Annotated in this window: 21 protein-coding genes and 1 pseudogene; 16 read left to right on the plus strand and 6 right to left on the minus strand. The window is 68.2% G+C overall.

The features are described 5' to 3' along the window. Nucleotides 1-94 precede the first annotated feature (94 nt). The 11 genes from urtB (at nucleotide 95) to ACM0M4_RS27350 (ending at nucleotide 10,238) form a co-directional block, all read left to right on the plus strand. The gene (gene urtB / locus ACM0M4_RS27300; RefSeq protein WP_010793719.1) at nucleotides 95-1,684 is read left to right on the plus strand and encodes an urea ABC transporter permease subunit UrtB; all 1,590 of its coding nucleotides are present in this window, start codon (nucleotides 95-97) and stop codon (nucleotides 1,682-1,684) included. After that, nucleotides 1,681-2,760 (plus strand): urea ABC transporter permease subunit UrtC, encoded by a 1,080-nt coding sequence (gene urtC / locus ACM0M4_RS27305; protein ID WP_003112319.1) that lies wholly within the window; start codon nucleotides 1,681-1,683, stop codon nucleotides 2,758-2,760. The genes urtB and urtC overlap by 4 nt, the downstream gene beginning before the upstream one ends. Then, a complete protein-coding gene (urtD, locus tag ACM0M4_RS27310) occupies nucleotides 2,757-3,614 on the plus strand; it encodes an urea ABC transporter ATP-binding protein UrtD (RefSeq protein ID WP_003105136.1) in 858 nt (285 codons plus the stop codon). Before urtC ends, urtD begins: the two co-directional genes overlap by 4 nt. Nucleotides 3,615-3,750: 136 nt before the next feature. Next, complete coding sequence (gene urtE, locus ACM0M4_RS27315) at nucleotides 3,751-4,449, plus strand: urea ABC transporter ATP-binding subunit UrtE (RefSeq protein ID WP_003112317.1); 699 nt, start codon at nucleotides 3,751-3,753, stop codon at nucleotides 4,447-4,449. A gap of 83 nt (nucleotides 4,450-4,532) precedes the next feature. After that, nucleotides 4,533-4,985, plus strand: a complete 453-nt coding sequence (locus ACM0M4_RS27320) for a GNAT family N-acetyltransferase (RefSeq protein ID WP_003095437.1) — start codon at nucleotides 4,533-4,535, stop codon at nucleotides 4,983-4,985. 8 nt (nucleotides 4,986-4,993) lie between these two features. After that, on the plus strand, nucleotides 4,994-5,836 hold the full coding sequence (locus ACM0M4_RS27325) for an urease accessory protein UreD (RefSeq protein ID WP_221345451.1): 843 nt from the start codon (nucleotides 4,994-4,996) through the stop codon (nucleotides 5,834-5,836). A gap of 1 nt (nucleotide 5,837) precedes the next feature. Next, complete coding sequence (locus tag ACM0M4_RS27330; RefSeq protein ID WP_003099389.1) at nucleotides 5,838-6,140, plus strand: urease subunit gamma; 303 nt, start codon at nucleotides 5,838-5,840, stop codon at nucleotides 6,138-6,140. Nucleotides 6,141-6,148: 8 nt separating this feature from the next. Beyond that, the gene (locus ACM0M4_RS27335; protein ID WP_024928517.1) at nucleotides 6,149-6,667 is read left to right on the plus strand and encodes an L-methionine sulfoximine N-acetyltransferase; all 519 of its coding nucleotides are present in this window, start codon (nucleotides 6,149-6,151) and stop codon (nucleotides 6,665-6,667) included. Between the two features lie 16 nt (nucleotides 6,668-6,683). After that, the gene (locus ACM0M4_RS27340) at nucleotides 6,684-6,989 is read left to right on the plus strand and encodes an urease subunit beta (RefSeq protein ID WP_003095450.1); all 306 of its coding nucleotides are present in this window, start codon (nucleotides 6,684-6,686) and stop codon (nucleotides 6,987-6,989) included. A 62-nt stretch (nucleotides 6,990-7,051) separates the two neighbouring features. Continuing rightward, nucleotides 7,052-8,752 carry an urease subunit alpha gene (gene ureC, locus ACM0M4_RS27345; protein ID WP_003099392.1) on the plus strand — a complete coding sequence of 567 codons (1,701 nt, stop codon included), beginning with the start codon at nucleotides 7,052-7,054 and terminating at the stop codon, nucleotides 8,750-8,752. 118 nt (nucleotides 8,753-8,870) lie between these two features. Next, nucleotides 8,871-10,238 (plus strand): hypothetical protein, encoded by a 1,368-nt coding sequence (locus ACM0M4_RS27350; RefSeq protein WP_003095457.1) that lies wholly within the window; start codon nucleotides 8,871-8,873, stop codon nucleotides 10,236-10,238. 9 nt (nucleotides 10,239-10,247) lie between these two features. On the opposite strand, the gene ACM0M4_RS27355 is transcribed toward ACM0M4_RS27350, so the two are convergent. Continuing rightward, nucleotides 10,248-10,514, minus strand: a complete 267-nt coding sequence (locus tag ACM0M4_RS27355; protein WP_003099395.1) for a DksA/TraR family C4-type zinc finger protein — start codon at nucleotides 10,512-10,514, stop codon at nucleotides 10,248-10,250. Nucleotides 10,515-10,639: 125 nt separating this feature from the next. Between ACM0M4_RS27355 and ACM0M4_RS27360 the strand changes: the two genes are divergently transcribed. Next, nucleotides 10,640-11,254 carry a hypothetical protein gene (locus ACM0M4_RS27360; protein WP_003121124.1) on the plus strand — a complete coding sequence of 205 codons (615 nt, stop codon included), beginning with the start codon at nucleotides 10,640-10,642 and terminating at the stop codon, nucleotides 11,252-11,254. A gap of 91 nt (nucleotides 11,255-11,345) precedes the next feature. Here ACM0M4_RS27360 and ACM0M4_RS27365 read toward each other — a convergent pair whose 3' ends face one another. Next, complete coding sequence (locus ACM0M4_RS27365) at nucleotides 11,346-12,209, minus strand: isocitrate lyase/PEP mutase family protein (protein WP_003121125.1); 864 nt, start codon at nucleotides 12,207-12,209, stop codon at nucleotides 11,346-11,348. Nucleotides 12,210-12,416: 207 nt separating this feature from the next. Between ACM0M4_RS27365 and ACM0M4_RS27370 the strand changes: the two genes are divergently transcribed. After that, nucleotides 12,417-13,682: an Hsp70 family protein gene (locus tag ACM0M4_RS27370; protein ID WP_003099398.1), complete on the plus strand. Its 1,266-nt coding sequence runs from the start codon at nucleotides 12,417-12,419 to the stop codon at nucleotides 13,680-13,682. A 174-nt stretch (nucleotides 13,683-13,856) separates the two neighbouring features. Here the strand turns inward: ACM0M4_RS27370 and ACM0M4_RS27375 are convergent, their stop codons facing one another. Further along, nucleotides 13,857-14,126: a PsiF family protein gene (locus ACM0M4_RS27375; RefSeq protein ID WP_369810412.1), complete on the minus strand. Its 270-nt coding sequence runs from the start codon at nucleotides 14,124-14,126 to the stop codon at nucleotides 13,857-13,859. 27 nt (nucleotides 14,127-14,153) lie between these two features. Next, nucleotides 14,154-14,273, minus strand: a pseudogene (locus ACM0M4_RS27380) (PsiF family protein); the annotation flags it as partial. A 154-nt stretch (nucleotides 14,274-14,427) separates the two neighbouring features. Here ACM0M4_RS27380 and ACM0M4_RS27385 point away from each other — a divergent pair. Both ACM0M4_RS27385 and osmE read left to right on the plus strand, forming a co-directional pair. Then, on the plus strand, nucleotides 14,428-14,967 hold the full coding sequence (locus tag ACM0M4_RS27385) for an MOSC domain-containing protein (RefSeq protein ID WP_003095483.1): 540 nt from the start codon (nucleotides 14,428-14,430) through the stop codon (nucleotides 14,965-14,967). Nucleotides 14,968-15,055: 88 nt separating this feature from the next. Further along, nucleotides 15,056-15,400 (plus strand): osmotically-inducible lipoprotein OsmE, encoded by a 345-nt coding sequence (osmE, locus tag ACM0M4_RS27390; protein WP_003095488.1) that lies wholly within the window; start codon nucleotides 15,056-15,058, stop codon nucleotides 15,398-15,400. 43 nt (nucleotides 15,401-15,443) lie between these two features. Here osmE and ACM0M4_RS27395 read toward each other — a convergent pair whose 3' ends face one another. Further along, nucleotides 15,444-15,851, minus strand: a complete 408-nt coding sequence (locus ACM0M4_RS27395) for a Rho termination factor N-terminal domain-containing protein (RefSeq protein WP_003095492.1) — start codon at nucleotides 15,849-15,851, stop codon at nucleotides 15,444-15,446. A gap of 146 nt (nucleotides 15,852-15,997) precedes the next feature. On the opposite strand from ACM0M4_RS27395, the gene brlR reads away from it, so the two are divergent. Continuing rightward, entirely contained in the window at nucleotides 15,998-16,810 is an 813-nt protein-coding gene (gene brlR, locus ACM0M4_RS27400) for a c-di-GMP-binding multidrug transporter transcriptional regulator BrlR (protein ID WP_003095496.1), read from the plus strand. A 1-nt stretch (nucleotide 16,811) separates the two neighbouring features. Here brlR and ACM0M4_RS27405 read toward each other — a convergent pair whose 3' ends face one another. After that, nucleotides 16,812-18,881 (minus strand): AsmA family protein, encoded by a 2,070-nt coding sequence (locus ACM0M4_RS27405; RefSeq protein WP_023129149.1) that lies wholly within the window; start codon nucleotides 18,879-18,881, stop codon nucleotides 16,812-16,814. Nucleotides 18,882-19,158: the final 277 nt, after the last annotated feature.

Here is a 19,158-nt window from a genome sequence, read left to right on the forward strand (position 1 = left end):
CGGGAACGCCCCGGTCGCGCGCCTAACGGCCCCCTCGTCCTTCAGGGAGAGGGCGGGGGACCGGCCATACCGCACGTCGCCCAGGAACCCCAGCATGCCCCTTGCCCTCCTCACCCGCCCGCTCCAGGCCTGTGTCCTGGTCCTGGCCGCCCTTCTCGCGGTGACGGCCTACGCCGGACCGGCGCAGGACTTCGCCGCTGCCGACAACGGCGGTCGCGCCCACCTGCTCGAACACTGGGCGGCGACGCCCGACGCCGATCGCCTGGCCTTTCTCGAAGCGCTGCGCCACAACCGCATTGCGCTGGACAGCCGCCAGCAGCCATTCATCCTCGGCGCCGACCAGCGTTTCCAGGCCGCCGAAGGCGACGCCCTGCCGGACGGCGAGCCGAAGCCGCTGCGCCTGAACAATCGCCTGCGCGGCCTGCTCAACACCGCCCTGGCCAGCCACCAGTTGGTGGCCAACGAAGTGCCGCTGCGGCAGGCCGCCGCGCAGCAGTTGCAGAAAACCGCCAAGGCCGCGCAACGGCCGCTGCTCGAAGCGCGCCTGCGGATCGAGAGCGACGCTGGCGTGAAGGAAGCCCTCGGCCTGGCCCTGGCCAACCTGCAACTCGGCGATCCCGACCCGGCGCTACGCCTTTCCGCCGTGCGCCTGCTCGGCGAGTCCGGCGATCCGCTGGCGCGAACCCGCCTGGAGAACCTGCTCGACCCGGCGGTGGAACCGGAGGAAGGCGTGCGCATCGCCGCCGCCACCAGCCTGGCCCAGGTCAAGCGCCGGCTGCTGGTCGGCGACCTGCTCGGCCAGGCCTTCAGTGGCCTGTCGCTGGGCTCGATCCTGCTGCTCGCGGCGCTCGGCCTGGCGATCACCTACGGCCTGCTCGGGGTGATCAACATGGCCCACGGCGAAATGCTCATGCTCGGCGCCTACTCCACCTACGTGGTGCAACTGCTGTTCCAGCGCCTGGCGCCGGAATGGCTGGCGCTCTACCCGTTGCTGGCGCTACCGGTGGCGTTCTGCGTCAGCGCCGCCATCGGCATGGCCCTGGAGCGCACGGTGATCCGCCATCTCTACGGCCGGCCGCTGGAAACCCTGCTCGCCACCTGGGGCATCAGCCTGGTGCTGATCCAACTGGTGCGGATGCTGTTCGGCGCGCAGAACGTCGAGGTAGCCAACCCGGCCTGGCTGTCCGGCGGCATACAGGTGCTGCCGAACCTGGTGCTGCCGTGGAACCGCATCGTCATCATCGGCTTCGCCCTGTTCGTGCTGCTCCTCACCTGGCTGCTGCTGAACCGCACGCGGCTCGGCCTGAACGTCCGCGCGGTGACCCAGAACCGCAACATGGCGGCCTGCTGCGGGGTGCCCACAGGGCGCGTGGACATGCTCGCCTTCGGTCTCGGCTCGGGCATCGCCGGGCTCGGCGGGGTAGCCCTGTCGCAGGTCGGCAACGTCGGCCCGGACCTCGGCCAGGGCTACATCATCGACTCCTTCCTGGTGGTGGTGCTCGGCGGCGTCGGCCAGCTCGCCGGCAGCGTCCTCGCCGCCTTCGGCCTCGGCGTGGCGAACAAGATCCTCGAACCGCAGATCGGCGCGGTGCTGGGCAAGATCCTGATCCTCGCGCTGATCGTCCTGTTCATCCAGAAACGCCCGCAGGGACTGTTCGCCCTGAAAGGGAGGGTCATCGATTGAACCAGCCACTCACCGTCACCCTCGCCCGCCGGGCCGGCGGCCGCGTCACCGCTATCGCGCTCGGCGCAGCCTTCGCCACGCTGCTGGTCATGCCGCTGCTGCACCTGCTGCCGGCGGACAGCGCGCTGCACCTCTCGGCCTACAGCCTGACCCTGACCGGCAAGATCCTCTGCTACGCCATCGTCGCCCTCGCCCTCGACCTGGTCTGGGGCTACGCCGGCCTGCTGTCCCTCGGCCACGGGCTGTTCTTCGCCCTCGGCGGCTACGCCATGGGCATGTACCTGATGCGCCAGGCCTCCGGCGACAGCCTGCCGGCGTTCATGACCTTCCTTTCCTGGAACGAATTGCCCTGGTACTGGGCCGGCACCCAGCACTTCCTCTGGGCGCTGTGCCTGGTGGTGCTGGTGCCCGGCGCGCTGGCCTTCGCCTTCGGCTACTTCGCCTTCCGCTCGCGGATCCGCGGCGTGTACTTCTCGATCATGACCCAGGCCCTGACCTTCGCCGGCATGCTGCTGTTCTTCCGCAACGAGACCGGTTTCGGCGGCAACAACGGCTTCACCGACTTCCGCAGCATCCTCGGCTTCCCGATCACCGCGCCGGGCACCCGCGCCGCCCTGTTCCTCGCCACCGTCGCGCTGCTCGCGGCCAGCCTGCTGCTCGGCTGGCGCCTGGCGCGGAGCAAGTTCGGCCGGGTCCTCACCGCGCTGCGCGACGCCGAGAACCGCCTGATGTTCTGCGGCTACGACCCGCGCGGCTACAAGCTCTTCGTCTGGACCCTGAGCGCGGTGCTCTGCGGCCTCGCCGGCGCGCTGTTCGTGCCGCAGGTGGGGATCATCAACCCCAGCGAGATGTCGCCGACCAACTCCATCGAGGCCGCCGTCTGGGTCGCCCTCGGCGGACGCGGCACCCTGCTCGGCCCGCTGCTCGGCGCCGGCGTGGTGAACGGCGCGAAGAGCTGGTTCACCGTGGCCTTCCCGGAATACTGGCTGTTCTTCCTCGGCGCGCTGTTCATCGTCGTCACCCTGTACCTGCCGCGCGGCCTGCTCGGCCTGCTGCGCAAGGAGAAGGAGCAATGAGGACCACCCCGCACCTGATGCTCGAACCGGCCTTCCACCCCGGCCTCGATACCGCCGGCAGCGGCCGCGACGCCATCGGCCTGGGCGCCGCCACCAGCGGCCGGCTGGACGCGCGCCACGGCACCATCCTCAGCCTGGAAGACATCAACGTCAGCTTCGACGGCTTCAAGGCCCTGCGCGACCTGACCCTGTACATCGGCGTCGGCGAATTGCGCTGCATCATCGGCCCCAACGGCGCCGGCAAGACCACCCTGATGGACGTGATCACCGGCAAGACCCGCCCGCAGAGCGGTACCGCGTATTTCGGCGACACCCTCGACCTGACCCGCATGAGCGAGGTGCAGATCGCCCAGGCCGGGATCGGCCGCAAGTTCCAGAAGCCCACGGTGTTCGAGGCCCTGAGCGTGTTCGAGAACCTCGAACTGGCGCAGAGGGCCGACAAGTCGGTGTGGGCCAGCCTGCGCGCGCGGCTCGACGGCACGCAGAGGGAACGCATCGAGGAGGTGCTCGCCACCATCCGCCTGCTGGAGTCGCGGCAGCGTCCGGCGGGTTTGCTGTCCCACGGCCAGAAGCAGTTCCTCGAGATCGGCATGCTGCTGGTGCAGGAACCGCAGTTGCTGCTGCTCGACGAGCCGGTGGCGGGCATGACCGATGCCGAGACCGAATTCACCGCCGAGCTGTTCAAGTCCCTGGCGCGCAAGCACTCGCTGATGGTGGTGGAGCACGACATGGGTTTCGTCGGCAGCATCGCCGACCATGTCACCGTGCTGCACCAGGGCCACGTGCTGGCCGAAGGCTCGCTGGCGGAGGTACAGGCCGACGAACAGGTGATCGAGGTCTACCTCGGTCGCTGACGCCAGCCATCCGCTCGGCGGGTAGCGCCTGCCAAGTGGCGCCCGTCGCGTAGGGCGAATGACCGCTCGCGGTTATCCGCCGAGCCAGGTTGGGAATCGCAGTGAAGAACCATCACGGGACAAATGGAAGAGAACCATGCTGCAAGTCGACAAGCTCCACCAGTACTACGGCGGTAGCCATATCCTCCGTGGCCTGAGCTTCGAGGCGAAGGTGGGCGAGGTGACCTGCCTGCTCGGTCGCAACGGGGTGGGCAAGACCACCCTGCTGCGCTGCCTGATGGGCCTGGTCCCGGCCCGCGAGGGCCAGGTCGCCTGGGAAGGCCGCTCGCTCACCGGACTCAGGCCGCACCAGCGGGTCCGCGCCGGGATCGCCTACGTGCCGCAGGGACGGGAAATCTTCCCCCGGCTGACGGTGGAAGAGAACCTGCTGATGGGACTGTCCCGTTTCAGCGCCAGGGACGCCCGGGCGGTGCCGGACTTCATCTACGAGCTGTTCCCGGTCCTGCGCGAAATGAAACAGCGCCGCGGCGGCGACCTCTCCGGCGGCCAGCAGCAGCAACTGGCGATCGGCCGCGCCCTGGCCAGCCAGCCGCGACTGCTGATCCTCGACGAACCCACGGAAGGCATCCAGCCTTCGGTGATCAAGGAGATCGGCGCGGTCGTCCGCAGCCTGGCGGCGCGCGGCGACATGGCGATCCTGCTGGTCGAGCAGTTCTACGACTTCGCCGCCGAACTGGCCGACCAATACCTGGTGATGGCGCGCGGCGAGATCGTCCAGCAGGGCCGCGGCCGCGACATGGAGAGCGAGGGCGTGCGCGGGCTGGTGGCGATTTGAACGGACTGGGACACACTGCCGCTGGCGCAACCGGGGCCTGCGCTGGCAATCTCTATGCCCTCGTCTTTCCGCAGGAGGTCGAAATGACCGTCACTCTGCGCCCGGCCGTCCAGGCCGACGCGGGCTTCGCCGCGCTCTGCGTCGCCGCCGCCTATGCCCCGTGGATCGCGGTGATCGGCCGCAAGCCCTGGCCGATGACCCAGGACTACCACGAGGTGATCGCCAGCGACCGGGTCCTCATCGCCGAGCACGACGGCCAGCCGGTCGGCCTGCTGGTGACGCGGGAAACCGCCGACGGCTTCCTCGTCGACAACCTCGCCGTGCTTCCCGAATGCAAGGGCCAGGGCATCGGACGACAACTGCTGGAGCGTGCCGAGCGCGACGCGACGAGCCTCGGCTACCGCTCGCTGTACCTCTACACCAATGAGCGGATGACGGAAAACATCGCGCTCTACGCCAGGGTCGGCTACCTCGAATACGAACGCCGCCAGGAAGAGGGATTCCGCCGCGTGTTCATGCGCAAGGCCCTGGCCTGACCCGACCGATGACCGCCGCCCTCCCCGACCTGAGCTTCCACCCCGCCTGGCACGCCCAACTGGAGCTGGCCTACGCCCGCGCCGGCGACGCCACCCGCCCGGTGACGCGGGGCCACTCCGGACCGCTGCGGGTGCAGAAGCACCTCTACGCCGAAGGCCCGGAAGTCTGCCAGCACATCCTCGTGCATCCGCCCGGCGGCATCGCCGGCGGCGACAGCCTGGCCTTCGACGTGCGCCTCGGCGAACGCGCCTGGGCCCAGCTCACCAGCCCCGGCGCAGCCAAGTGGTACCGCGCCGCCTGCCCGTCGCGGCAGACCCTGGAGATCCACCTGGAGCCCGGCGCCACCCTGGAATGGCTGCCGCAGGAAAGCATCGTCTTCGCCGGCGCCCAGGCCGAACTGGAAACCCGTATCCAGCTGCGCGGCGACGCCCGCCTGTTCTACTGGGACATGGTCGCGCTCGGCCGCCCGGCCAGCGGCGAGCGCTTCGCCAGCGGCCACTTCGTCGCGGCCCTGGACATCCGTCGCGACGACCGCCTGCTCTGGCACGAGCGCCAGCGCATCGACGGCGGCGACCGCCTGCTCGACTCGCCGATCGGCCTCGCCGGGCATCCGGTGCTGGCGACCCTGGTCGCCAGCGGCGAGATCGACACCGACCTGCTGCAACGCTGCCGCGCGCTCCCCTGCGCCGGCCGCGGCAACCTCAGCCAGTTGCCCGGCGGCCTGCTGGTGGCGCGCTGCCTGGCCGACGAGGCGCTGCACGCGCGTGCCTGGCTGATCGAACTCTGGCGCCTGCTGCGGCCGGCGCTGCTCGGCCGCGAGGCCGTTCCCCCACGCATCTGGAGTACCTGAGATGGACTTGTCCCCCCGCGAGAAAGACAAGCTGCTGATCTTCACCGCCGGCCTGCTCGCCGAGCGCCGGCTGGCACGCGGTCTCAAGCTGAACTACCCGGAGGCGGTGGCGCTGATCTCCGCCGCCCTGCTGGAGGGCGCGCGCGACGGCCGCAGCGTCGCCGAGCTGATGCACTACGGCACCACCCTGCTGAACCGCGAGCAGGTGATGGAGGGCGTGCCGGAGATGATCCCGGACATCCAGGTGGAGGCCACCTTCCCCGACGGCACCAAGCTGGTGACCGTCCACCAGCCCATCGCCTGAGGCCGGCCATGAGCGCTTCGATCCGCGACGCCGGCGTCGCCGACCTGCCCGGCATCCTCGCCATCTACAACGACGCCGTGGGCAATACCACGGCGATCTGGAACGAAACCCCGGTGGACCTGGCCAACCGCCAGGCCTGGTTCGACACCCGCGCCCGCCAGGGCCACCCGATCCTGGTGGCGAGCAACGCCGCCGGCGAAGTGCTCGGCTACGCCTCCTACGGCGACTGGCGACCCTTCGAGGGCTTCCGCGGCACCGTCGAGCACTCCGTCTACGTGCGCGACGACCAGCGCGGCAAAGGCCTCGGCGTGCAACTGCTGCAGGCGCTGATCGAACGTGCGCGGGCCCAGGGCCTGCACGTCATGGTGGCCGCCATCGAAAGCGGCAATGCCGCCTCGATCGGCCTGCACCGGCGCCTCGGCTTCGAGATCAGCGGGCAGATGCCGCAGGTGGGCCAGAAGTTCGGCCGCTGGCTCGACCTGACCTTCATGCAACTGAACCTCGACCCGACGCGCAGCGCGCCCTGAGCCCCAAGGAGCCCCCATGATCCCCGGTGAATACGACATCCAGCCCGGCGATATCGAACTCAACGCCGGCCGCCGCACCCTCGCCCTGAGCGTGGCGAACACCGGCGACCGGCCGATCCAGGTCGGCTCGCACTACCACTTCTTCGAGGTCAACGACGCGCTCGCCTTCGACCGTCCGGCCACCCGTGGCATGCGCCTGAACATCGCCGCCGGCACCGCGGTGCGCTTCGAACCGGGGCAGAGCCGCGAGGTGGAGCTGGTGGAAATCGGCGGCGGACGGCGGGTATACGGCTTTGCCGGGCGGGTGATGGGGGACCTCTAGGGCCCCACTGGCCAGGTTCGACCAAAGACAGCGAACACCGACGATCGCCAAAGGAGCGTTCGATGAAAATCAGCAGACAAGCCTACGCCGACATGTTCGGCCCCACCGTCGGCGACCGCGTGCGCCTGGCCGACACCGACCTGTGGATCGAGGTGGAACGGGACTTCACCGTCTATGGCGAGGAAGTGAAGTTCGGCGGCGGCAAGGTCATCCGCGACGGCATGGGCCAGAGCCAGCTGGGCGCGGCGCAGGTGGTCGACACGGTGATCACCAATGCGCTGATCCTCGACCACTGGGGCGTGGTCAAGGCCGACGTCGGTCTCAAGGACGGGCGCATCCAGGCCATCGGCAAGGCCGGCAACCCTGACATCCAGCCCGGGGTGAACATCGCCATCGGCGCCGGCACCGAGGTGATCGCCGGCGAGGGCATGATCCTCACCGCCGGCGGCATCGACACGCACATCCACTTCATCTGCCCGCAGCAGATCGAAGAGGCGCTGATGAGCGGGGTCACCACCATGATCGGCGGCGGCACCGGCCCCGCCGCCGGGACCAACGCCACCACCTGCACCTCCGGTCCCTGGCACATGGCGCGGATGCTCCAGGCCGCCGACGCCTTCCCGATGAACATCGGCTTCACCGGCAAGGGCAACGCCAGCCTGCCGCTGCCGCTGGAGGAGCAGGTGCTCGCCGGCGCCATCGGCCTGAAGCTGCACGAGGACTGGGGCAGCACCCCGGCGGCGATCGACAACTGCCTGGAGGTCGCCGAGCGCCACGACATCCAGGTGGCGATCCACACCGACACCCTCAACGAATCCGGCTTCGTCGAGACCACCCTCGGCGCCTTCAAGGGCCGCACCATCCACACCTACCACACCGAGGGCGCCGGCGGCGGCCACGCACCGGACATCATCAAGGCCTGCGGCTTCGCCAACGTGCTGCCCAGCTCGACCAACCCGACACGGCCGTTCACCCGCAATACCATCGACGAGCACCTGGACATGCTGATGGTCTGCCACCACCTCGACCCGGCCATCGCCGAGGACGTGGCCTTCGCCGAGTCGCGCATCCGCCGCGAGACCATCGCCGCCGAGGACATCCTCCACGACCTCGGCGCGTTCAGCATGATCAGCTCCGACAGCCAGGCCATGGGCCGGGTCGGCGAAGTGATCACGCGCACCTGGCAGACCGCCGACAAGATGAAGCGCCAGCGCGGCCGCCTCGACGGCGACGGTGCGCGCAACGACAACTTCCGCGCCAGGCGCTACATCGCCAAGTACACCATCAACCCGGCGATCACCCACGGCATCAGCCATGAAGTGGGCTCCGTCGAAGCCGGCAAGTGGGCCGACCTGGTGCTCTGGCGCCCGGCCTTCTTCGGCGTCAAGCCGAGCCTGATCCTCAAGGGCGGGGCCATCGCCGCCAGCCTGATGGGCGACATCAACGGCTCGATCCCCACGCCGCAGCCGGTGCACTACCGACCGATGTTCGCCAGCTACGCCGGCAGCCGTCACGCGACCAGCCTGACCTTCGTCAGCCAGGCCGCCTTCGCCGCCGGCGTACCGCAGCAGCTCGGCCTGCGCAAGGCCATCGGCGTGGTCAGCGGCTGTCGCGGTGTGCAGAAGACCGACCTGATCCACAACGGCTACCTGCCGACCATCGAGGTCGACGCACAGAACTACCAGGTACGCGCCGACGGCCAGTTGCTCTGGTGCGAACCGGCGGACGTGCTGCCGATGGCGCAGCGCTATTTCCTGTTCTGATTCCCACGCGACGGGTCCCGGCGCCACGCCGGGACGTCGACCGCTCCGTTCGGACAGCTTGGCTTGTCGGCGCTAGCGGCGACAATGGCGCCTACCCGTAGCCGCCGGCAGTCCGTCCATGTCCTCCCGCCAATCGTCCCGCAACGCTTCCACCCCGTATCTGGCCAAGGCCTTCCAGGCAACGGCCATCGTCGTGGTGAGCTACTTCCTCTACTGGACCTACCAGCTCTACCAGTACGGCGAGATTCCCATCAGCAAGAAGGACGTGATGCTGCGCCAAGCCATCCTCGCGCGCTTTCCGGCGGACTACGAGGTGGAGATCAAGGGCGCCGACCTGCTCGGCTTCGGTGAGAAATTCCTGGTCGCCTACGGCAATCGGCGCTTCGTCGGCAAGGCCTTCGCCATGGACGACCAGGTCATCGAGCGCCTGGAGCGGAACCAGGGACGGACCAACCTGCCGCTGGTGAAGGTGTTCTACATCGCCGAACCCGGCCTCCTCTCCTCGCTGCTCAACCTCTCCCCGTTCCTGGATATCCAGAAGAACATGGTCGAGCTGAGCCTCCGGGAATACCGGAAGATCCAGTTGGTCCCCTTCGATCCGGACGCGAAGCGGAAACCGCGCGAGCAGTTCGAAACCGATTATGCCTTCCCCCAGCTGTTCAGCCTCAGCCAACTGGAAGTCGCCGACTACGACGGCGACGGCCGCGACGAACTGCGCCTGGGCTACCTGTCCTACGCCGGCGGTTCGGGAGGGACGCGCTGGTCGGTGATCTACGACCTGAAGGACGGCGCGCTGACCGCCCATTCCGGCTATCCGGAAATGCTCGACATCGACGTCGCCCGGTTCATCCAGGCGGTCAACCTGTACGCCGGGCTCGACGGCACCTTGCCGCGCGACCAGCGTCAGCTGGAAGACGTGGTCGGCCGAGGCAGCGAGCGCTTCGCGCTGACCGCCGCGGAGCGCCAGGCACTGGTCGCCGACCCGCCGCAGCGGGACGACTACGCCAGGGTCCTGATGAGCCTTTCGCCGCGCTCGCCCTACGCCCCCGATCGCTTCATCGACCTCGGCGACGGCAGCCGACTGAGCCTGGCCCCGCGCCATACAGACGATTACTCGACCTTCCTCGACATCGGCGGGAAGAAAATCTTCGTCGAAGCCTTCTACGTCGACGACGACGCCTGCCACTGGTGCGAGCATCGCTGGCGAGTGATGGCTTTCCATTACGACGACGGTCGCTGGATCTCGGACCGCACCATCAACGGCGACAGCTTCAACGGGCAATGGCTGCGCAACGCGGAGCCGCTGGGCCTCAACGACGTTTTCGGTACCTACCGCGACCAGGGCCCGGCGGGCCTGGCCTGGTCCTTCATCGACCCGCGCTGGACCGCCTCCAGCCAGCATGACATGGACGATCCGCTGGGCGTGGGAATGCGCACCCTGTCGCCGGTGGAGCAATGGGTGAAGGAACGCTATCGGGAAAACTGAGGCAGGCCTTCAGCGCAACTGGCTGTCCTTGCTGCCGCGGCGGTTGTAGCCGCTGAACTTCGCCTGTTCCCTGTCGTGCTCGGCCTGGCAGTTGACGCACAGGCGCACGCCGGGAATCGCTCGGCGCCGCGCTTCGGGGATAGTCGCGTCGCACTCTTCGCAATGGGTCAGGCTCTCGCCACGAGGCAACTGGCTGCGCGCACGAGCGATGGCATCCTCGATCGTGCTGTCGATCTGTTCCTGCACCGCACCGTCGTTCGCCCACCCGCTGGCCATGACTGACTCCTCTGGCTGAAACCCTGGAACCTCCAGATATGGGCGTTCGCCCGCGGCTTTGCAAGGGCGGCGCGACCATCGGCCTGGCGTGGCACAATCGCCAGCCAAGCCTGGAGGTACACCGCATGATGGGACCGTTCCGCCGCCTCGCCCACCTGATCGACCAGGGCCGCCAGCTCGACGCCGCGCTCGCCGGCGATCCGTTCGCCCTGCCGGCGCCGGAGGACCGCTATAGCGTCCGGCAACTGCACGGCCTGTATCCGCGCCGTCATCCCGGTCTCTACGCACCGCTGCTCGGCAGCCTGGCGCTGCTGCTCGGTGCCGCGCCGCTGGGTCTTGCCGCGCTGCGCCTGGCATTGCCGGAGGCTCCTTTGCGGCCGCTGGGCTGGCTCTCCGCCCTGCCGCTGCTGGCGGCCTGGCTGTGGCTGATCGCCCTGCTCTCCCGTGGCGCCAGCCTCGGCCCGCGCCTGGCCCGCGACGCCAGCCTGCTGCTGGTCGCCACCGGGCTCCTGCTGCGCCTGGCCAGCGGCGAGACGTCGGGCCTGGTGGCGCTCGGCGGCGGCGCCTGTGCCTGGCTGCTGTTCAACAGCCGGGCGATGCAACGCTACATGGAACTGGTCTACGCCCAGCGCCTGTACCGCGCCCAGTCGGCCAACCGCCCCGGTTCGGCGCAGCGGCGCCTGGCCAACCAGGCCGCCTACCGCGAACGCAAGCGACGCGAGCGCTCCGGGCGATCCTGAACCAGACTGTCGCCCTGCGACCTTCTGCGCATTGGCGGGCGCAGCCGACCTGCAGGCGCGGCAGCGCAACATGGGCCTGGCCTGAGGTCGCCTACTCTTTGACTTCCATGTAGTCGCGGGCCCAGGCCTGGTATTCCTCGGGGAAGGTGTACTTCTTCGACAGCTCCGAGGCGGTCAGGTCCGAGGCCACCGCACCGCGCTCCTCGCGCAGGCAGTCGTAGGTCGCCTTGATCGCGGCGAAATAGGCGGCGTGGCCGTTGACCACGACACGCACGCCGAGCCGCGCCAGGCGGGCGTCGTCGCGCAGTTGCGGATTACCGTAGGTGACCAGCATCAGCGGGATGTGCAGGTGCTCGGCGATCGCCTCGAGGTGGGCGAAGTCGCGCACGCCGACCAGGCAGATACCATCGGCGCCGGCTTCCTGGTAGGCCAGGGTGCGCTGGATCACCGCATCGACGTCGATCAGTTCGGCGTTGGTCCGGGCAATGATGGTCAACGCCGGGTCGACCCTCGCCTCCAGGGCCGCGCGGATCTTGCCGACGCCTTCCTCGACGCAGATCAGGTCGGTGGACTTGCGCCCGAACTGCGCCGGCAGCAGGGTGTCCTCGATGGTCAGCGCGGCGATTCCGGCGCGCTCCAGTTCGACCACCGTACGCATCACGTTCAGCGCGTTGCCGTAGCCGTGGTCGGCGTCGGCGATCACCGGCAGGCGCGCCACCCGGCCGATGCGGGTGGCCTGCTCGACGAATTCGCTGAGGGTGATCAGGGCGAAGTCCGGCGCCGCCAGGACCTGCAGGGAAGCCACCGAACCGCCGAGGATACCGCACTCGAAGCCGAGGTCGGCGGCGATACGCGCCGACATGGGATCGAACACGGAAGCGGTGTGGTAGCAACGGGAGGAGTCCAACAGCGCGCGAAACATCGCACGCAACTCATGGTGTGAGGCTCTATGCATGGCGAAATCCAGGACAACACGGCAAGACGGAGTGGGAAAGCAGCGCCAACATAGCACCATGCGCAGGCCCCTTGGCAAATCCGTATACAAAGGTCGGGGCGGCCCGCACGGACGTCCCAGGACGCTTCCTGCCGATCGCCGGCGGTGAAATCTACGACGCTCTCGCATACACTGCGCGGCCGTTTTTTTCCCGGACCGTTTCGCGCCATGAACCCGAGCACCGCCGCCCGCGCCCTGGGCATCGATTTTGGCACCTCCAACTCCACCGTCGGCTGGTGGCGGCCGGAGGTCGAACCGCTGATCGAGCTGGAGGACGGCAAGATCACCCTGCCCTCGGTGGTGTTCTTCAACGTCGAGGAGCGCCGCCCGGTCTACGGCCGCCAGGCGCTCGGCGAGTACCTGGAGGGCTACGAGGGCCGGCTGATGCGCTCGCTGAAGAGCCTGCTGGGCTCCAAGCTGCTGAAGAGCGAGACCACCGTGCTCGGCAGCGCCCTGCCGTTCAAGGACCTGCTCGGCCTGTTCATCGGCCAGCTCAAGGCGCGCGGCGAGGCCGCCGCCGGGCAAGCCTTCGACGCGGTGGTGCTGGGTCGCCCGGTGTTCTTCGTCGACGACGACCCGGAGGCCGACCGCGAGGCCCAGGACACCCTGGTGCAGGTGGCCAACAAGCTCGGCTTCAAGGAGGTTTCCTTCCAGTACGAACCGATCGCTGCGGCCTTCGACTACGAGCGCTGCATCCAGCGCGAGGAACTGGTCCTGATCGTCGACATCGGCGGCGGCACCTCGGACTTCTCCCTGGTGCGCCTGGCGCCGGAGCGGCGCAACCTGGCCGAGCGCCAGGACGACATCCTGGCCACCGGCGGCGTGCACATCGGCGGTACCGACTTCGACAAGCAGCTCAGCCTGGAAGGCGTGATGCCGCTGTTCGGCTACGGCAGCCGGATGAAGAGCGACGCCTTCATGCCCACCAGCTACCACCTGAACCTGGCCACCTGGCACACCATCAACGCGGTGTACGCGCAGAAGTCGCAATTGGCGCTGAAGAACATGCGCTACGACATCGTCGACAGCACCGGCATCGACCGCCTCTTCAGGCTCATCGAGGAACGCGCCGGGCACTGGCTGGCGATGCAGGTGGAAGACAGCAAGATCCGCCTGACCGAAACCGAGCGCCTGCACCTCTCGCTGGAGCGCATCGAGGCCGGGCTCGGCGTGGAGCTGACCCGTGGGCTGTTCGAGAACGCCGTCGACGGACTGCTGGAGCGCGTGCGCAACAGCGTCGCGCAACTGCTGGCCTCGGCCGGGGTCGACCCGGACCGGGTCGACACGGTGTTCTTCACCGGCGGTTCGAGCGGCATTCCGGCGCTGCGCCGGAGCGTCTCGGCGATGCTGCCCAACGCCCGTCATGTCGAGGGCAACCTGTTCGGCAGCATCGGCAGCGGCCTGGCCATCGAGGCGAAGAAGCGCTACGGCTGAGCCGCCCTGGCCGCGCCCCTGCCCTATAGGGGGATAAGGTCACACCGGGCCCGCCATGGCGGATAACCGCGAGCGGTTATTCGCCCTACGCCAAGACCACGCCACACCCGTCCGCAGGGCGGATAGCGCCACAGGCGTTATCCGCCGCCACACCGAGCCCGACAAGGGTGGGGCTCACTTCTTCAGGCAGGTGCTCATGAACGCCTTGCGTTCGTCGCCCTTGAGCGCCTTGGCGCTGGCGTCGGCGTTGCAGGTCTTCATCTTCTCCTGCTGGGTCGCCGCCTTGGCGCTGCCGCCGGCCTTCAGGCAACTGCTCATGAACGCCTTGCGTTCGTCGCCCTTGAGCGACTTGGCGCTGGCGTCGGCGTTGCAGCTCTTCATCTTCTCCTGCTGGGCGGTGGCCTTGCCGCCGGCAGGCGCGCCGGCCTTCAGGCAGCCGCTCATGAACGCCTTGCGTTCGTCGCCCTTGAGCGCCTTGGTGGTGGCCTCGGCGTTGCAGGCGGTCATCTTCTCCTGCTGCGCGGTGGCAGCGAAACCATGGGCCGAGACGGCCATGGCCAATACGAACATCGGGATACGCAGGATATTCATCGAACTCTCCTTGAAGGGCTGCACGTTCGCATGCAGGTGCGCTGAAGTCTAGCGACTGCGGCGGGCTTTGCAGGGGCTGGGAACGCGTCCTGTGCGCTTGCGACAAGCGTCATGTTTCGCGGCTAGACTGACGCCTCGCACGAGGAGGAGTTCCATGCAACAGGTCATCGCGGTGAGCCTCTGCGCCACCCACGCGTTCAGCAAGCAGGTGCGTCCCGCCATCCGCCTCCTGAAAGGCCTCGGCGTCGAGGGCGACGCCCACCACGGCGTCACCGTGAAGCACCGCTCGCGGGTGCGGCAGGACCCGACCCAGCCGAACCTGCGCCAGGTCCACCTGATCCACGAGGAACTGCACGACGAGCTACGCGCCAGCGGCTTCGCCATCGGCCCGGGGACCATGGGCGAGAACATCACCACCCGTGGCGTCGACCTGCTCGGCCTGCCCACCGGCACCCGCCTGCGCCTGGGGGAAAGCGCCCTGGTCGAGCTGACCGGCCTGCGCAATCCCTGCTCGCAGCTGGACAACTACCAGCCCGGACTGACCGCCGCCGTGCTCGGCCGCGACGAACAGGGCAACCTGATTCGCAAGGCCGGGGTGATGGCGATCGTCCTGGAAGACGGCGAGGTTCGCCCCGGCGACGCCATCGATATCCAGCTGCCCCCCTTGCCGCACCGGGCCCTGGAGAAGGTCTGAGGCAATCCGCCGCGATTCCGGGCGAACTCTGCGCGAGGGCCTGCGTTCCAATGTTGGCAAGCACCGCTCAACCACAAGGAGTCACAGCATGTACAAGCAGTCACTGGCGGCACTGTTCGTGATGGCAACCCTGGCCGGCTGCGCGTCGACCAAGGTGCAGAACCCGGTCAACTACATCACCTTCCGCAACGAACCGCTGGTCAAGGATGTCGAGAAAGGCATGAGCCAGCAGGAAGTCCTGCGCATCGGCGGCACGCCTTCCGGCACCCAGAAGCGCCTGATGAAACCGGGGAGCTGCAACAGCTACATCCTCAACAAGGACGGCCAGCAGCAGCCGTTCTACGTCAGTTTCGACGGCAGCGGCAAGGTCGACGGCTCGGGCTTCCTGAGCTGCTCCGAGCTGGACCGCCACGAGCGCGACGCCCGCCCCTGACGGCTCGACGCCCCGCTTCCTTACGGAGGCGGGGCGTCTGCGTTCAGGCCCGGGACAGGGCCTCGATCAGTTCGGCCTTGCGCATCGTCGAACGACCGCGGATGTCGCGCTTGCGCGCCAGCTGCATCAATTCCTCGCGGGTCATCTCGCTCACCGAGGTGCTGCCTTGACGTTTGCCACGGCTCGCCGAGCCGCGGTTGGCCGGTCTCCCTGAGCGGGCCTGGGCGGCGCGATGGGCCGAGTCCTTGCGGTCGGCGCGCTTGGCCGTCTCGCTCTTGGCGCGGCCGGAACCGCCCTTGCGCTCGCCGCCGCCGGACTGCTTGTTCACCGTCGCCCAGGCGCGCGCCTCGGCTTCCGATTCGCTCACACCCTTGGCCTTGTAGCTCTCCTCGATGTGCTCGGCCTTGCGCTGTTGCTTGTCGCTGTACTTGCTCTTGTCGCCACGGGGCATGGGGATATCTCCCTTTGCGATGGGTTCACTGTTGGGACCGGGAGGCGACGGCGGACGTTCAGAGAAAGTGCGCACCGGCACAAACCCCTTGACCTTGCCCCAGGGGCAATCCGTAGTCTGCCGGTATCCCGCAGCAGGAACCGGAAATGCTCACCATCGGCCAACTGGCGCGAATCTTCGAGATCTCCACCAAGACGCTTCGCCACTACGATGCCATCGGCCTGTTCGTCCCCGCGCGCACCGGTAGCGACAACGGCTACCGCTACTACCAGCCGGAACAGATCGAGCAGCTCTCGCGCATACTCGCGCTGCGCCGGCTGGACGTTCCGCTGGAAGCCATCGACCGCCTGAAACGCGATGGCGCGCTGGACGACCCGCAACGCCTGCGGCATTTCCTGCAACGACACCAGCACACCCTGCGCGAAGAGATCAGCGCCCGCCAGCGCCTGCTGGCGGAACTCGACCGAACCCTGGCGACGCTCGCCCACTGGAGGATCCGCAACATGCATGCACGAATCGTCGAACGTCCCGCCTTCAGCGTGGTGGGCATGGAATACTTCGGCAGCGCCCCCGGCGACACCATCGGCCAGCTCTGGGAACGCTTCATCCCGCGCGAGCACGAGATCGCCGGCAAGCACGATCCCGAGGTCTCCTACGGCATCTGCGCGCAGCAGCCCAACGGCGAATTCCACTATGTCGCCGGCTTCGAGGTGCAGGAGGGCTGGCCGGTGCCGGAGGGCATGGTGCGCTTCCAGGTGCCGGCGCAGAAGTACGCGGTGTTCACCCACAAGGGCACGGCGCCGCAGATCGCCGAGAGCTTCCAGGCGATCTACAGCCACCTGCTCGCCGAACGCGGCCTGGAGCCCAAGGCGGGGGTCGACTTCGAATACTACGACCAGCGTTTCCGCGGACCGCTGGATCCGAACTCGCAAGTCGACCTGTATATCCCCATCTACTGAATCAGCGCTTGCCGGCCGGCACCTTGGCCGGCTGGCGCATGCGTTGCAGCAGGGCGGTGCACTGGTTGTCGTCGCTCTTGCTCGGCGCCACCAGCGCCAGCAGGCTGGCCGCCGGGCCCACCGCCACGCCGAGGGCGATCATTCCCGCGCCGCGCGCCACCAGCGGCCCGGCGTGGACCCCGGCGTCGGGCTTGGCGAAGGTGCCGCGCACGTACAGCGGCGAGCGCAGCGAGAAGATCCGCAGGCCCTTGCTGTGCGGGGTGACATCGAGGTCGAGCTTCTCGTTGGCGAAGTTCACCGTGCCGTCGACGTTGACCAGCGCGTTCTCGGTGTCGAAGACGAACAGCCGGCTGGTCATCAGGCCCTTCTGCAGGCCGAAGTCGGCGGCCGCGCAGTTGATCTTCACCTCGTCGTCGCCGAACAGCTTGGTCACCAGGTAGTTTCCGACATTGAGGCCGGCGATTTCGGTCAGGCCTTTGCTGATCGCACCGTCGTTGATCAGCATCTTCAGTTCGCCATCGGCGCCACCGAGGATCTTCGCCACCGAATTGCCGCTGCCGCTGAGACTGGCGTCGCCGTTCAGCTCGCCGAAGCTGGTCTGCATCGGCGCGAAGCCGGGGAACAACTGTTTCAGCTTGAAGCCCCGCGCGCTCATCTTCACTCGGCTCTGCATCGGCTGCTTGCCGCCGTCGAGGCGAATGTCCGACTCCAGCTTGCCGCCGGCCACGCCGAAGCGCAGGGGCTCCAGGCGCAGCAGGCCGTCGTTGAGCACCAGATGGGTATAGAGGTCGCTGATCGGCAACTGGTCGCTGTGGACGATACGCTTGCCGGTGAATTCCACGTCGGCGTCCATGTCGCGCCAGCGCTCGGTACGGAATTCCTCCACCGGCAGCACCTTGTCGCCCGGCTGGCGGCTGGTCTGCCCGCGCTTCTGTTTTTCGGCATTGCTGTCGGCGCCGATCAGCGGGCCGAGGTCGGCGAAGCGCAGTTGCTCGGAGGTCAGCTTTCCGGACAGCTTCGGCCTAGGCTGGCGAGCGACGAAGGTCAGGCTGCCGTGCAGGTCGCTGGCGCCGACCTTGCCGTTGAAGTTCTCGTAGCGGAACAGTGCGCCGCCCTCCTCCTTGAGCCGCGCCAGCAGGTGTCCGTCGGTGGAGTAGGCCGGAGTGTCCGGCAGGGTGATGCCGGTCAGCGGATAGAGATTGGCCATGCTGGTCCCGGACAGCTTCAGGCGCAGGTCGAGGGCGCCGAGGTTGAGCGGGTCGGTCAGGGTGCCGACCACCGCGGCACGGGTGCTGCCGGCACTGACCTCGGCCTGTAGCGGGAAGGGCTTGCTCGCATCCTGCAACGCCAGCATCCCGCCGACCTTGCCCGAGCCGGCCAGAGCCTGGCCCTTGTAGGTGCCCTTGACCTTCCAGCCGAACACATAGTCCTGGGCGTCCGCCGCATCGCCCGTGGCCAGCGCCTTGCCGGCCAACTGGCCGAACGGCACCGGCTTGCCGAGCGGGTCGACCAGCACTTCCAGGCGGGTCTTCAAACGCTGGTCGTCGAGGCTGACGCTACCCTTGTCGAAACCGATCTCGCGGATGTCCAGTTGCCAGGCGGACGGCTCGTCGCTGTCGCTGGCAGGCAGGTCGAAATCCCAATTGACGCGGCCGTCGGCCAGGCGCAGGAGCTCGGCGCGCGGCTGGGTCAGCTTGATCTGTGGAATGCGGATGGTCTGCCAGAGCAACGGCAACGGCGCGAGGCGGAATTCGATGCGTTCCAGGCTGGCGAACTCGCTCGCCTTGGTCTTGCCCGCCGCCCACTCCGGGTTGCCGAGGGTGATGTCCTCGGCGCTGAAGCGCGGCCAGGGGATCCAGGCGCGCCAGCCTTCCTCGCCCTCCTCGCGGCGCCAGGCCACGGCGAGGTTGCCGTTGATGGCGAACGGGCGGTTCAGCGCCGCCGAGACCTTTTCGTTGAGGGTGGGCTTGATCAGGTTCCAGTCGAAGGTGGCGATGAACACCACCAACGCCGCCAGCAGCAGGACCAGGCTGGCGAGGCTCCAGGTCAGGATCTTTCGGCCGCGCGTCATGCACAACTCCTTTTCGCCGCGTCGGTTGTCGGGCAGGCGCGGCAGCGCGCCTCGCTCAGCCCGTCAGTGTGCAGGCTGGCCCATGGACTCGCCAGCGCGAATACGCCGGCCCGTTCCGTTAGGACCGGCGAAACGCCGGCATTGCTCCCCGTCCCACGCATTTCAGGCAAAAGGCCAGTTCGGCGGCGGGTCGATAAAACTTTTTCGACCGCGTGGGACTCACACCTTAGGTAAGCAGAAAAAGCCGGCCGCAGAGCCGGCCCTTTTCACCGGATCA

Source organism: Pseudomonas sp. 18-147, from assembly GCF_051048045.1.
In the GTDB taxonomy this organism is placed as follows: Bacteria; Pseudomonadota; Gammaproteobacteria; order Pseudomonadales; family Pseudomonadaceae; genus Pseudomonas; species Pseudomonas aeruginosa.

Bases quoted from the DNA above. Each gene is read 5' to 3' on its own strand.
- ACM0M4_RS27365 (WP_003121125.1), bottom strand. From the start codon at position 12,209: ATGCATAGAGCCTCACACCATGAGTTGCGTGCGATGTTTCGCGCGCTG.
- brlR (WP_003095496.1), top strand. From the start codon at position 15,998: ATGCTCACCATCGGCCAACTGGCGCGAATCTTCGAGATCTCCACCAAG.
- ACM0M4_RS27355 (WP_003099395.1), bottom strand. From the start codon at position 10,514: ATGGCCAGCGGGTGGGCGAACGACGGTGCGGTGCAGGAACAGATCGAC.
- ACM0M4_RS27320 (WP_003095437.1), top strand. From the start codon at position 4,533: ATGACCGTCACTCTGCGCCCGGCCGTCCAGGCCGACGCGGGCTTCGCC.
- ACM0M4_RS27340 (WP_003095450.1), top strand. From the start codon at position 6,684: ATGATCCCCGGTGAATACGACATCCAGCCCGGCGATATCGAACTCAAC.
- ACM0M4_RS27350 (WP_003095457.1), top strand. From the start codon at position 8,871: ATGTCCTCCCGCCAATCGTCCCGCAACGCTTCCACCCCGTATCTGGCC.
- ACM0M4_RS27370 (WP_003099398.1), top strand. From the start codon at position 12,417: ATGAACCCGAGCACCGCCGCCCGCGCCCTGGGCATCGATTTTGGCACC.
- ACM0M4_RS27325 (WP_221345451.1), top strand. From the start codon at position 4,994: ATGACCGCCGCCCTCCCCGACCTGAGCTTCCACCCCGCCTGGCACGCC.
- ureC (WP_003099392.1), top strand. From the start codon at position 7,052: ATGAAAATCAGCAGACAAGCCTACGCCGACATGTTCGGCCCCACCGTC.
- ACM0M4_RS27360 (WP_003121124.1), top strand. From the start codon at position 10,640: ATGATGGGACCGTTCCGCCGCCTCGCCCACCTGATCGACCAGGGCCGC.
- urtD (WP_003105136.1), top strand. From the start codon at position 2,757: ATGAGGACCACCCCGCACCTGATGCTCGAACCGGCCTTCCACCCCGGC.
- ACM0M4_RS27405 (WP_023129149.1), bottom strand. From the start codon at position 18,881: ATGACGCGCGGCCGAAAGATCCTGACCTGGAGCCTCGCCAGCCTGGTC.
- ACM0M4_RS27375 (WP_369810412.1), bottom strand. From the start codon at position 14,126: ATGAGCGGCTGCCTGAAGGCCGGCGCGCCTGCCGGCGGCAAGGCCACC.
- urtB (WP_010793719.1), top strand. From the start codon at position 95: ATGCCCCTTGCCCTCCTCACCCGCCCGCTCCAGGCCTGTGTCCTGGTC.
- ACM0M4_RS27335 (WP_024928517.1), top strand. From the start codon at position 6,149: ATGAGCGCTTCGATCCGCGACGCCGGCGTCGCCGACCTGCCCGGCATC.
- osmE (WP_003095488.1), top strand. From the start codon at position 15,056: ATGTACAAGCAGTCACTGGCGGCACTGTTCGTGATGGCAACCCTGGCC.
- urtE (WP_003112317.1), top strand. From the start codon at position 3,751: ATGCTGCAAGTCGACAAGCTCCACCAGTACTACGGCGGTAGCCATATC.
- ACM0M4_RS27330 (WP_003099389.1), top strand. From the start codon at position 5,838: ATGGACTTGTCCCCCCGCGAGAAAGACAAGCTGCTGATCTTCACCGCC.
- ACM0M4_RS27385 (WP_003095483.1), top strand. From the start codon at position 14,428: ATGCAACAGGTCATCGCGGTGAGCCTCTGCGCCACCCACGCGTTCAGC.
- ACM0M4_RS27395 (WP_003095492.1), bottom strand. From the start codon at position 15,851: ATGCCCCGTGGCGACAAGAGCAAGTACAGCGACAAGCAACAGCGCAAG.